Source organism: Catenovulum adriaticum (genome assembly GCF_026725475.1).
In the GTDB taxonomy this organism is placed as follows: Bacteria; Pseudomonadota; Gammaproteobacteria; order Enterobacterales; family Alteromonadaceae; genus Catenovulum; species Catenovulum adriaticum.
Genome location: NZ_CP109966.1, coordinates 627,531 through 640,711 on the forward strand (window position 1 = coordinate 627,531; position 13,181 = coordinate 640,711).

Annotated in this window: 8 protein-coding genes; all 8 read right to left on the reverse strand. The window is 40.9% G+C overall.

Annotation, left to right across the window (positions count from 1 at the left end):
* Nucleotides 1–32 precede the first annotated feature (32 nt).
* The gene (locus tag OLW01_RS15920; RefSeq protein WP_268076544.1) at nucleotides 33–1,547 is read right to left on the reverse strand and encodes a sulfatase; all 1,515 of its coding nucleotides are present in this window, start codon (nucleotides 1,545–1,547) and stop codon (nucleotides 33–35) included.
* A 158-nt stretch (nucleotides 1,548–1,705) separates the two neighbouring features.
* Nucleotides 1,706–2,272, reverse strand: a complete 567-nt coding sequence (locus OLW01_RS15925; protein ID WP_268076545.1) for a gluconate 2-dehydrogenase subunit 3 family protein — start codon at nucleotides 2,270–2,272, stop codon at nucleotides 1,706–1,708.
* Nucleotides 2,272–3,960, reverse strand: a complete 1,689-nt coding sequence (locus tag OLW01_RS15930; RefSeq protein WP_268076546.1) for a GMC oxidoreductase — start codon at nucleotides 3,958–3,960, stop codon at nucleotides 2,272–2,274. Before OLW01_RS15930 ends, OLW01_RS15925 begins: the two co-directional genes overlap by 1 nt.
* 6 nt (nucleotides 3,961–3,966) lie before the next feature.
* On the reverse strand, nucleotides 3,967–4,737 hold the full coding sequence (locus tag OLW01_RS15935) for a 3-keto-disaccharide hydrolase (RefSeq protein ID WP_268076547.1): 771 nt from the start codon (nucleotides 4,735–4,737) through the stop codon (nucleotides 3,967–3,969).
* A gap of 34 nt (nucleotides 4,738–4,771) precedes the next feature.
* Nucleotides 4,772–7,903, reverse strand: a complete 3,132-nt coding sequence (locus tag OLW01_RS15940) for a PVC-type heme-binding CxxCH protein (RefSeq protein ID WP_268076548.1) — start codon at nucleotides 7,901–7,903, stop codon at nucleotides 4,772–4,774.
* A gap of 40 nt (nucleotides 7,904–7,943) precedes the next feature.
* Nucleotides 7,944–8,930 carry a hydroxypyruvate isomerase family protein gene (locus OLW01_RS15945; RefSeq protein ID WP_268076549.1) on the reverse strand — a complete coding sequence of 329 codons (987 nt, stop codon included), beginning with the start codon at nucleotides 8,928–8,930 and terminating at the stop codon, nucleotides 7,944–7,946.
* A gap of 69 nt (nucleotides 8,931–8,999) precedes the next feature.
* Nucleotides 9,000–10,970, reverse strand: a complete 1,971-nt coding sequence (locus OLW01_RS15950) for a hypothetical protein (RefSeq protein ID WP_268076550.1) — start codon at nucleotides 10,968–10,970, stop codon at nucleotides 9,000–9,002.
* A gap of 23 nt (nucleotides 10,971–10,993) precedes the next feature.
* Complete coding sequence (locus tag OLW01_RS15955) at nucleotides 10,994–13,174, reverse strand: hypothetical protein (protein ID WP_268076551.1); 2,181 nt, start codon at nucleotides 13,172–13,174, stop codon at nucleotides 10,994–10,996.
* Nucleotides 13,175–13,181: the final 7 nt, after the last annotated feature.

A 13,181-nucleotide genomic window follows, 5' to 3' on the forward strand; every position in this document is an offset into this window, starting at 1 on the left:
TTTCTTTGCCACTAAATTACGTATCGGTAAAATTAATGCTTGTTACCCTTGCCTTCAGCTGCAAAATTTTTCGGTACCCATTCACGTAAACCCCCTTTTATCTCGGCTAATTTTGATTCTTTTGCGATGTTGTGCCATTCATTCGGATCATTCTTATGATCGTATAATTCTTCTTCACCGTTGGCATACAAAATATATCGGTAACGATCATCTCGAATTGCGACATTGCCGCGATAATACTCTGTTATGGCGGGCATCTTTCGGTTGTAGTTTGGATCGGTCAACAAAGGGACCAAAGATTCACCTTGAATTTTTTCTGGCTTATCGAAGCCAGCTAATTCTAAGAGTGTCGGGAAAATATCAATCAAACTGACAGCTTTGTTGGACCGGGAATTGGCTTTAGTTAAACCTGGTACAGAAACGATTAAAGGTACTCGTGTCGACTCTTCCCACAATGTACTTTTGCGCCAATGATTTTTTTCACCCAAATGCCAACCATGATCAGACCACAATACAATAATCGTTTTTTCGGTTAATCCGGTAGTATCAAGCGCATCCAGCAAGCGTCCTACTTGGGTATCGGCATGTTTAATAGAAGCAAGATAAGCTTGCATACCCAATTGCCAGTGACCCGCTCGCTTAATGTTAGAATGCGCTGAATTTTCCAGAGAATCTGCCTTGTCATCTTTCACTTGATCTTTTCCTTGTAAAGCCCAAGCCATACCAATAGAACCGACATCATCTAAGTCATTTTCAATTGTGCTTGGAATGACAATGTTTTCTTCAGGAAACTCAGCATAAAAACGCTGTGGCACTCGCCAAAGAACATGAGGCCGGTAAATTCCTGCGGCAATAAAAAAAGGTTTGTCATGTGGTTGTTGTAGTTTATCGATCACCCATGAGACGGTTCTGGCATCCATGGTTTCATTTTCTAAATTATTTTTTAATGGATGAATATTAAATTCCCCACCCACAGAATAAACCTCCCTTTTGTCAGCAATGGCATCGGGAAATCGCTTTTTGACGTCATCCCATGCGCCTTTCTTATAGTTAAATAAATGCAGAAGTTTACCGGAGCCTGCGGTATAAAAACCGTTATTTTTATACACTTCGCTGATGGTCACATTTTTATTTACCACAGGTTTTGAAGGTACTCCATTGCGATATATTCCTGTTGTAGACGGTAGCAACCCTGTCATAACAGCTGCACGAGAAGAATTACAAACCGGACTAGCGGTATGCGCATTGGTAAACAACATTCCTCTGTTTGCTAGGCGATCAATATTCGGTGTTGATGCGTTTGGATGCCCACCTAACACGCCAACCCAGTCGTTGAGATCATCTACCGAAATAAATAACACATTATAATTTTTAGTATCAATTTTTTGGTTATCAGCGACCTCATAAGATGGTGAGGGACGCTGCACCTGTTGACTAGCAACGCAACCAGCCAAAAAATTTATAGTCAGCATTAGTGGCAATAATTTTGTTTTTGCCCGCCAGTTAAATTTATTTATATTCATCATATTCATAACTTGTTTGAGCATAAAAATCTCTTTACCTAATACTTGAGTTTTAAAATCGTTAAACGATAACAATGGCTAATCTTTGAAAAAGTTAACCATTAATAAATATGCTCTTTTATAACGAAATCAAAACCATGTTCCTTGAGCGTGGATATTTATTTGTCTTTTAACAATACCCTCTAAATGGTCCAAGCTCGCCCTTGGTTTTCATTCAATGGCATGCAAGGGTCATATTCACCCGGAATAGGCAGATAAACTGTAACTTCTCTACCGACTTTTTCACTGGTAAAATAACCAAGCAGAACTAATTGCCTAAGTTTGGTAATTTGTTTGATTTTGGTCTTGCCCTGATTTTTAAAATCGACCAGAAGCTTGGTCTGCATGGTTTGACTTAATTCAAAAAAAGCTTTTTTAAAAGTTAACAATGACGCTTCGTCTATGCTTCTAATCGCAGACAAAACCAAATCTAATTCATGTTTTTGCATGTAATTTTGACATAGCAAAGCAATGAAATCTGGCACGCCCACATCAACAGCTCCGGGTGTATCCGTTGTAGGTAACAAACAATCGCAAAAAGATTTGAGTGTTTTAGATTGCCGCGTGGAAAAAAAATCAGACTGACTATTACTAGCCAAAATCATTTCTTGCGCAATTGCAATATTTGAACTGCTCAGTGACGCAAACCCTAGCCCAGCACCAGCAATTACTCGCTGAATGAGCGCTCTCCGGCTAATTGAATTCGTCATTATAGCGTTCCTTTTTTCAAAGCGTCTGCTGCAAAAGCCGCAGCTCTGGCCGTTAGCGCCATGTAAGTTAAAGATGGATTGACACAAGATGACGACGTCATACATGAACCATCAGTCACAAACACATTTTTCACCGAGTGAACTTGATTCCACTTATTTAACACCGACGTTTTTGCATCCTGTCCCATACGCGCTGTACCCATTTCATGGATAGCGAGCCCAGGAGAGACCTTTCGATTATAAGTATTTACATTTTTATAGCCCGCATGTTCGAGCATTTCGGCTGCTGCATTCATCATATCTAAACGCATTTTGGCTTCGTTATCTTTAAACTCGGCATCAAACTCGACCAAGGGAAACCCCCATTCATCTTTTTTCGTGGTATTCAATGAGAGTTTATTTTGATGGTAAGGTAAACATTCGCCAAATCCAGTCATTCCCATACGCCAGGGTCCCGGAGCTAATAAATCGGCTTTAAAATCAGCGCCATATATTTCTAATTCTTTAATACCACGTGACCAATTTTCCCGGCTAGCTCTCCCTTGATATCCAAACCCACGCAAATAATTTGCTTGTTTGCTATTCGCGTCGATATTTCTAAATCGAGGAATGTAAAATCCACTCGGACGACGGCCTTTGTAATAATCTTCTTCACCACCTTTAATTTGGCCAGATGCACCCACCATATGGTGGTGATCCATTAAATTATGCCCCAATTCACCACTGTCGTTGCCCAAACCATGTGGAAAACGCTTAGACGTGGAGTTCATTAAAATAGCAGTGGTTGCAACTGTTGATGCACAGCAGAAGATAATTTTGGCACGAAATTCAATTTCTTCATGAGTTATTGCGTCTTTAATAAGCACACCTGTCGCTTTTTCAGTTTTATCATCATAAATAATTTTCTGAACAACCGACATTGGGCGCATCGTCAAATTGCCACTGGCATAGGCAGCTGGTAAGGTCGATGAATTACTACTGAAATAGCCGCCAAACGGACAACCTCGATCACATCTAGCTCGATACTGGCAAGGCCCTCGACCATTATGCGCTTTCGTTAAGTTAGCGATTCGACCACTAGTGACAACACGACCAAATTGTCTAAGCATGGATTCTCTAAACGCTTTTTCCATGCAATTAAGAGGCATTTCAGGTAAAAACTGACCATCAGGCAGTTGAAACAAATTTTCAGAACGGCCAGATACACCAATAAAGCGTTCAACATGATCGTACCAAGGTGCTATGTCGGCATAACGAATTGGCCAATCAACCGCAATGCCTTCTTTAGCATTAGCTTCAAAATCTAAGTCACTGAACCGATAAGAATGTCGTCCCCACGTCAGCGAACGACCACCAACATGATAACCTCGGATCCAATCGAAGCTTTTCTTCTCTAAATAAGGGTGCGAAATATCATCAACAAACCAATGCTGGTTATTTTCATTTAAATTAATTTTGTTTTGTTTTGGCTGTCGCGCCTTTTGTTCAGGAGTTAATGTACCGCGCCCTTGATAGTCCCAACTATCTTTAAATGCAGTCGGGTACTCACCATGTTTAACATCGCGTCCGCGCTCTAAAACCAAAGTTTTTAAGCCTCGTTCACTCAGTTCTTTTGCAGCCCAGCCACCACTTACGCCTGAGCCAATCACTATTGCATCAAAGTTATTTGCTTTTTGTGTATTAATCATCGCCTATTATAACTCTCTTAACCAAATATTTCTGAAGCTAACCGGATCTCTATGATCCTGCAGTTTGATAGGCTCACACCCATGAGCTTTGTCATAATGTGCTGTACCGACATAAACGGTAGGACCTTGCAGTTCAACATTATGCAATACTAATATGCCATTATGCATTGCAGTAAAACGAGCCGGCGAAGTGACTTGGCCTTTTTTATTAAATCTTGGAGCTGTGTAGATAATATCGTATTCATTCCATTGCCCAGTCGGCCTTGTTGCATTAGCGAGTGGTATATGCTGTTTATATATAGAAGCCGCTTGACCATTGCTGTAGGTTTCATTTTGATATGAATCTAGAATTTGCATTTCGTACAAACCTTGCATAAAAATGCCACTGTTGCCAAGCTGTTGGCCAGACTTTCCTACCGCTTTAGGAGGCGATTTCCATTCAATATGAAGCTGTACATCACAGTATTTTTGTTTGGTTTCAATTGCACCACTGCGAGGTTTCACTGTCATTGAGCCGTCGGTATTAACCGTCCACTGTGCTTGGCCACCTTTGCTGCTTTGCCACGCAGATAAATCACTGCCATCAAATAAAACAATCGCGTCGCTTGGTGGTTGGCCTGCTTTTAAAGCCTCGACAACTGGAACTTTTGGTTGCCAAAATTCACTGTACTGATGCGGTTTCAATGGTTTTGTCTTTTCTTTTTCACCTGCCGCGGTTGCTTGCCCCATTAGGCCAACAACAGCTGCAGTGATTAAAATAATTTTTCTTTCTTTCATTAGTATGATCTTCAAATATTTGTTGTTAAAAGACTTAATCAAGTGACTGCAAGTAAGCAATAATATCCATCAAATCTTGCTCGCTAAGTCCCAGCAGTTTGGCCGAAGGCATAATTGATTGGTCACTCGTGGTTTTGCTGACAATGTCAGTTTGAGCAATGGAGTGCATCTGCCCAGCAATAGTCTTGAGTACCACTGAAGCAGAATCAGAAACCAGAAAACCTTCAATCGATGTGTTATCGGTTTTTTTGATCTTGACTGTTTCAAAGCCAAAAGACATTGCAGCTGATGGGTTGATGATTGAGTCGAGCAAATATTCTGTACCGAACTTTTTTGCAATAGCAGTTAAATCCGGTCCAATATCACCACCTTCTTGACCGATTTTATGACAAGTAAAACAGACAGCTCGACCATTAAACAAAGCTTCTCCTCGCTCAACATCTCCGGTTAAAGCCAAAATTTGCTTAATGGTTCGGTATTCGCCAGCTTGAGTTTGCGCACTTCCACCATCGTGATAAACCTTAAAGCGAATATTGGCCTTGGGCTCATTATATTTTTTGCGTTGGACTTTGTGATCGACTCTCCCTTGCGCAACAAAACGAACAAATTGATGCCCAGATAAACTATAAAACAGAGTCGAAGGTGCGTTAACCCCTAAGCCTCCAATCAACTTTTGACTGCCCGGTAAGGTAATTGGCAAACCTCTCGCCGTCATATTCTTAGCGATATAACCCTGCTTTGTATTAGCCGCGCTCCAAGGAAAATCTCGCAATGCAACTCGGCTACCTTCGGCATCTATAAAATAGGCATTTACCCAAAGCCCCAAACCCCAATTTAAGTTTGGATCATCTTGTTCAACTTCTAAATACAATCGATTTGCACCGGTGATATCTAAATCAATATCGGCAATTTGTTTTGGCTTATTTAATATTTCACTTTGATAAGCAGGTTGCTCAATGGTAATGGGGACTGGTGCTTGCATCGGCTTTTGCTTTGGCAACTGCGCTGCCAAGTTAAACGCTCTCAAATCATTCGTATCTCGATTTCTAACCCACCAATCAGTATAAACTCTCGTATCGTCAGGACCATTTATTGCAAGTTCGAGCATGTATTGACCCGCTTGTTGAGTCGAAATAAACGCTAGCGCATCGATTGACGCTTTGCGAGTAGTTATACCAAACGACTCATTGCGAGCTCGTTTGTAAAAATCACTGGCCGCTTGTCTAGGGTGCAATCGCCAAGCTAAATCGGTAAATTGCTCACTCCATTTATTCGCGTCATCCGTCGCTAATTTTTGATGCAATACTTTATAAACCTTAGGTTCATCACCTTCGCTTGCTGTACCGATAGCTTCTAAAAGCCAAGGATCTTTTGTTTTATATTGCTCAGCTAACTTGAGGATCAGCGCCTGTTTTTGAGTAAAGTCTACATCCCGCAATGATAATGCAATTTCACGCAATAAAGCAGGATGATCTCGCCCAATTAACTGTTTAGCTAAAGCTAGTTTTAATTCAGGAGCAACGGTTAACATGGCTCTATATGCGGTAATCACATACTGTTGGTTAGTTGATTTTAATAAACCTGATACTTCAGCTAATCCGCGTTCTCCCAAATTGGCCAGAACCCAAATTGCACGCGCTGCAATATACTGATTATCGTGTTTTAACAGTCTTTTAAGTGCAGGCATTGCGCTTATTCCTGATTTAACCAACCGATGAAAGCCCAGCATGCGTACGCTTGGTGCAGGACTTTTTAACGCTTCAATTTGACCTTGAACTTGGGTTAAATCTATATCGGGAACATTTAAACGCTTATTTTTAGGGGCTATTCGGTAAATACTGCCATGACTAAGTTGATCCGACATTTTGTGGCCCCCAACGCCAGGGTCAAACCAGTCACTCAAGTAAATGGCGCCATCTGCCCCAATTGCGATATCAGAAGGCCTAAACCAAGTATGCAAATTGCTGGGAGTTGCAGTATGATTTGACTTAGTGCTGACAAAATTTAATCGATTGCCTAAATCAAATCCTGCACCATCAGGTTTAGGATGGTAGCCAAAAATCACACTTAAAGCCGATTCAGCACTGAGCAACATGCCTTCATATTCTTTACCCAAAGCGCCATTTTCATAATAGGCAATACCAGTTGGCGCCCCCGCACCATATACATCACCAGCAGGCAAAATGCCTGGGTCTTGCTGGCGCCACTCAGCAACCGCTACAGGCTGACCGGGTCTTTGATCGGCACGCCAAGTTCTTGCACCGTCATTTGATGCAAACCCCAAATTACCATATTTCATTAACCAAGTAGTGCGGCATGCTGGCGGATCATCATTATCATTTTGAAATACATCACCAAATGAATTCACGACTAACTCATAACTATTTCTGAAATTATGACCAATCACCTCCATTCCAGTACCATCTTGTTCAATTCTTAACGCGACGCCGCCTACATAAACACGCCCATCATCACTTTTTAAACCCGGCTGGTTGTTTTTTTGATAAGGGGATCCGCCAACATAAGACGAACCAGCTCTAAGTGTCCAGCCCGACTTATCCTTAACTATATGCGGGCCAGCATTGCCTGTTGCCGTATACAGTGCGCCATCAGGCCCGCTAACAAACGCATGCAAAGAATGGTCATGATCTAATCCTCCGAACCCAGTTAAAAAGATTTCTCGCTTATCTACCTCAGGTTCAAACACCAAATTTCGGTTTACATCTGTATATTTGATAAGGTTTGGCGCACTGGCAACATAAATTTCATTGTCAAACACAGAAATACCTAAAGGCGCAACCAGAGCTTCCTCTTGGACAAATACAGTTGACGTTTCCGCCTTACCATCACTATTTTTATCTTCGAGCACAACAACCCTGTCTCCTTTAGGAAAATTGAGCCCTTTATTTTTGTTAGCATTAAAAGTTCGGTAATTAACCGCCTCAGTTACCCAAACTCGGCCTTTGATATCTATGTCCATATTCGTTGGGTTATAAAAATCTGGCGATTTAGCCCAAACTTTTATTTCTAAATCATCAGGCAAATTAAATAAACTGGCGGGTACAAGTTCAGGTTGAGTTGATTCTGCTTGCTGAGCATGGAGAGGCCACAAACATAGCAGTAATCCCCCAGTGCTCCCTAATAGGCTAAATAATTTATAAATCATGGTATAACTCTTCTTATCAACAGAATAAGTTTTGGCACTTTTAGCCATGAGTTTTTATTGTTACATCTATGCTTCTATATGCCTGAATCAAGTCTTTTTCTCCGTCTACCCCTTTATTTTTAATTCCGTGTTCTGCGCCAATAATGCCGTTATAGCCTTGTTTGTGTAACCAGGTCATAATGTTATTATAGTTAATCTCGCCAGTTCCCGGCTCTTTACGACCTGGTACATCGCCAATTTGAATATAGGCAATCTCATCCCACGCATCAGCCATATTTTGAATCAGGTTTCCCTCTGTTATCTGTTGATGATATAAATCATCCAAAATTTTGCATGAGGCGCTGTCTACCATTTTGCAAATTTCATAGGCTTGCGAAATCCGTGTTAAAAAGCAATTAGGGTGGTTTTGATAATTAAGTGGCTCTAGTACCATAACAAGGCCAGACTTTTCACAAACTTCCGCCATATAACTTAAGTTTTCAACCACGTTTTTGGTTTGGTATTCAACTGGTAAGGTTAAGTCGATTGTGCCAGGTACTATTGTGCACCACTTGGCTCCACAGCGTTTTGAGATTTCTACAGCTTGCTCCATCTTCTTAGTTAGCATCGCTTTGACTTGTTTCTTATCCACACTTCTTTTATCAAAATGATCGAGTCGATTACCTGCGAAAATTGGGTTTTTAAAGTCGCCATAGGCGACAAAGACCCCCATTTCCATACCCAGTTTTGCCAACAAATCCCCAATCGCCTGTTGTTCTTTTTCAAAGCGATTTGGCATCCGATTATCTTCCCATGCCCTAAACCCCATATCGTGAGCATAGCGAATTTGATCCAAAATATTGTTGCCAGCTAAATTCTTAAAGTGATTGACGTGAGGCGCAAACTTCATTGTAAACGCGCCGTTTTCAGATTTTTTTTCTGTGGAGGTTGCCTGAAACGAAACACCTGAAGCCGCTAACCCAAAGCTTGACGCCAACACCCCTTTTGTAAAATTTCTGCGTGAAATTTGTACGTTTTTATTCATCATGATGAATTTCTCGCTGTTGTATGTAAGCACAGTCACCAGACTGTGCTATTGCTACTTGTTAGCTAATACCTAACAGTCTGGGTCTGAAAAACTACATCTCAACTTGTTAAAGTCGTTATGAAAGTTGTAATTCAGTTGTAGTTTGTCACCATCAGTTAATTTAACTGTGCGATTTACGTATATGCCATTTAAGATCCACGGATCGGTGCTTTGGTCAAACTGGGTACCTATGGTTTGCCTAAAGGCGTAAAAACCTGCCGCAAATTGAGGATAGCTGTTAAACACTTTGTAGCTCGCATCTAGATAGTCTTGGTTATCAGCATACCAAGCATTCATAGTAACAAAATCATCCCACTGGGCTTTGCTAGTTGCACCATCTACTTGAATCAATTGGCTCAAATATTCATGCACTAACATATCGCTGTTATAGCCATATTTAGTCGCGAAATTAGCATTTAACTGATCTTTAGTATGGTTTTTCCATTTACGCATAAATGAAAATTCAGTGGTAATAATGTTTTTATTACCTAAGTTAATATCTTGCGTTACATAATCCATCACTTGTTTAATTTCGTCGTAAGTAGAGTGGTGAATATGTACGTCTACGCCTGCAATACCAGCTGTATCCCGCGCGTATTCGAGTAACTTAGTGCTTTGTTCGTTACGCCAGTTATTCGAGTGTTGCAGGTTGTTAAATGCTCCTATATAAACCGGAGTTTGTGAATTTTGCTCTGTTTTATAATCCATCACAAATTCAGCCATAGTTATATAAAAATCAGCTAAACCCGGTGCATTTCCGCCAGGGCGATATTCGTCAGGTACTTCAATGAATGGTTCGTTGCCCACCACGATTAAATCTATACTATCCCACATGTGCTCTAACATAGTACGGGTATGAGCTAAAAATAAATCCATTTCCGCAGTGCCCGCAGTTGGGAAAGGTTTAGTACCGCCGTTTCCGTCAGGATAAGCACGAACTCTGCCCGTTTGTGGGTCATTGGTGTTAAAATCCCATTTCATATTAAAGGCAACTTTATGACCACGCGCTTTTAATGCTTTTAGAGCTTTTAAGTCGGCTTCGGCATTTAAACGTTTATTTGAATTTGGCTCTAACTCCATTAAATCAAATTGTTGAGCAAAACCTCGTACCCATTTTGAGTCGAGCGCATCAACTGCGGCTACAACATCAGTATTTTTACCATCTATTTGAGCGGTGAAATCACCGTTGGCGTAATCTTCAATAATTTGATTAAAGTTAATGCCGTAAAAGGCTTCAATTTGGTTGCGGGCACTAAAAATAGCCTGCTGATTACCTACGTGTACAACTACGTGGGCTATTGCCCCCATATCTTTGGAAAGTTCTGGGGTTTTAACCTGTAAACTTTGCCCTGGCGCAATTTTAACTATGGTGTCAGCTGCAACATAATCACCACCATCAATCGATATCATGCCACTTTCAACATACGCCGCAACAGGGACGTTAAAACCTTCTGGTGTAATTGCATCGGATACAGCAAATTGTGGTACTTCATCGGTTGAAGGCGTTAATTTGGTTTTTTCAGCAATGTTAAAAGCGTTCACCGAGGTAGTTTGTGTTGATGTTGTCACCACAAACTCAGAGCTGTATTCGCCATTATCACCTAAAGCTAATTGTGCTGAAGTTGATTGGTTAAATTCAGCCGATGACGTTACGCGCACAACTATTTCATCTCGGTTTTTCACTGTGCCAGCTGCAGAAGTAAACTGACCACCGTTAATGCTATATTCACCTCCAAAAATCTCAATGGGTATATGTACACCAATACCTAAACCAAAAATTTTTATCATATCCGATTCTTGCCAGCTATTTGGCAATAGGGCGGTTTTAGAAGAAAATTGAATACTACTTAAGTCGGGCGTGGTGCTTTCTGCAGGTAACTCAGTTTTTAAGCGAGTCTGACTACGGGTGTTATCGTCGATAATACAGCCGCTTATGCCAATAGCTAAAGCAAGTACACTTCCTACTATTCTTAGTTGTTTTTTGTTAATTAAATTAGTCATAATTTGTCTCACTCAATAGCCGATTATTGTGTTTTGCGTGATAAGTAAACACGTGCACCAGTTTCAATATCCACTGCGTATACCGCACCACTAAAGTCTGTCGCAAATAAATAACCGATTTGCGGCGAATACGATACATGGTCGATGCGTGTGGTCATCGGGTTAGCTTTACCATCGTTTGAGTCGCTAATGATGCGCAAGGTTTTACTACCATCTAGACTGATCGCGTGTACGCGGTCATATTGTTCATCCGAATCCGTACCAACAAATTCAGCAACAATCAGCTCGTCATTAACACTGTTGAAGTCCATTGACGTGATAGTGGCTAACTCAGTTTCAGCTGTGTCGTTGTTCCAATAAACAATAGGAGAGTTGGCTTGCACTGTGGCAGCTGCAAACTTAATTTCTGCCTGAAGATTCTGAATATCGTTGGTTAACCTTGTTTGTGCATCTTCATCATTTGCATCAACCGCCGCCACAAGCTGTGCTTGTAAATCCGAAAGTTGAGCGCTGCGCACTGAATTTCCATCATCTTTCATACTGAAGCTGAATAATCTTTCGGCAGCTGAGGTTGTTCCACGGTTTGCATGGCGAGAGACAAAAATCATTTCATCGTGATTATCAGTTTTAGGTACTAAAGCTAAACCTTCTGGCGCGAAATTCAAAGAGTCGGTTAAGTTTTGCAAGCGACCGCCAGTTGTACTAGCCACATCTGCATTCATATTTATCCAGCGGTATACGAGGTTACCATTTGGATGACCGATGGAGTCTACTGTGATAATACGATCACGTTTTTTGTCTACCAGCATTTCCTCTAAATCTTCATTACCTGATGAAGGCGCGAATGTGTCGCCTTTACCATCAGAACCATCAGCAACTGGGCCTTGAGTGATATCGTATTGCGATATTGCTGTTTGTTCATTAAAGCCTTGCCAGCTTGATACATATAAAGTGGAATTGTTTATTGCTAATCCACGGCCATTGTTAAATTGTGAGCCGGGTGGTCTAACAAATGGGGTTATTTCAGCTGTATTTAAGTCTATTTGGTACACCCATCGTTTAGCAAGTGGCCCTCGGTCAATCACAAATATTCTGTCGTTGGCTAAATCGATCGCCATTTCAGATGGTAACGCTAATAGATTATTGCCTTCTGGAAATGAATCTGAGTCGCTACCACGGGTTATATTAAAGTTAGATGGTGTATCTGCCGTTTGTCCATCAGCGTCTGTTACAATTACCTCAAAGCTGTGGGTAGCTAACGTTTCAAGCGGCACTTCTACTTGCCAACTTGTAAAATTGTCAGTGCTCTGTGCACTATAAGTTTGACCGGTTGTTGTGTTTTTTACTTCAACTTTGTTAATTTCACCAGACAAGCTCGCATCAGCATCTGACGCGCTGCCGCGTACCAAAATACTATCGCCAGTTGTCATAGAGGTTTTAGGCGGAAAAGCTAAGTTGAGTTGTGGTTTTGCCAAACCATTGTTTACGTAAAAGCTTTCACTGATTAAAACATCCCCATCACATTGCTCTGTACCGATAAATACAGTTGCCGTTGTCTCAGCATCTGCTTCAGGTGCAGTTGTTACCTGTACCCGAATTTCATCGCCATCACTTACTTTTCCCGCATCTGTCAAAAATGGGCCATCGTTAATACTATAAGCCCCATTCTCAATTCTGATATCAGCCTCAGCATCAAGACCACTTACAATAAAAGCTTCTGATATATATTGAGTGTTAGCATCAGCTTGAAATGGAATATCTTTAATCTCAAAGGGATCTGGTATTAAATTTGGGTGAGTTTTAATTTCAAGTAAAGTGGTTTTACCACCAACTGTAGCCAAATAGGAGGTGTTCTGGTTATAACTATCCGGCGCAGTTAATTCAAATATTAAACTGTCATCTTGAGCAATAGTGCCGCTGGAAACAAATTCTGCACTCTCTTCCCAATTACCCGCTTTAAACTTTCCTCCAACTACAGAAACAGATAAGGGCTTATTGACACCGCTAATTTGAATTTTATCGGTTGTAACTGTTTGTGCCGGACAATAGCTGCTAACCCCACCATTGGTAATTAAAGTTATATCTTCCGGTACAGTATCATCAGTTTCAACTCCTGAAATACCTTCATTACATGCAACTAGACTAAGCACCAGAGGCAATAATGTAAAAGGCACTAAGTCTCTTTTTTTATTAAATAATTTCATATTTCAC

What these genes read in the sequence shown, in the direction of transcription:
- OLW01_RS15945 (WP_268076549.1), bottom strand. Translation starts at nt 8,930, where the DNA reads ATGATGAATAAAAACGTACAAATTTCACGCAGAAATTTTACAAAAGGG.
- OLW01_RS15935 (WP_268076547.1), bottom strand. Translation starts at nt 4,737, where the DNA reads ATGAAAGAAAGAAAAATTATTTTAATCACTGCAGCTGTTGTTGGCCTA.
- OLW01_RS15950 (WP_268076550.1), bottom strand. Translation starts at nt 10,970, where the DNA reads ATGACTAATTTAATTAACAAAAAACAACTAAGAATAGTAGGAAGTGTA.
- OLW01_RS15930 (WP_268076546.1), bottom strand. Translation starts at nt 3,960, where the DNA reads ATGATTAATACACAAAAAGCAAATAACTTTGATGCAATAGTGATTGGC.
- OLW01_RS15925 (WP_268076545.1), bottom strand. Translation starts at nt 2,272, where the DNA reads ATGACGAATTCAATTAGCCGGAGAGCGCTCATTCAGCGAGTAATTGCT.
- OLW01_RS15955 (WP_268076551.1), bottom strand. Translation starts at nt 13,174, where the DNA reads ATGAAATTATTTAATAAAAAAAGAGACTTAGTGCCTTTTACATTATTG.
- OLW01_RS15920 (WP_268076544.1), bottom strand. Translation starts at nt 1,547, where the DNA reads ATGCTCAAACAAGTTATGAATATGATGAATATAAATAAATTTAACTGG.
- OLW01_RS15940 (WP_268076548.1), bottom strand. Translation starts at nt 7,903, where the DNA reads ATGATTTATAAATTATTTAGCCTATTAGGGAGCACTGGGGGATTACTG.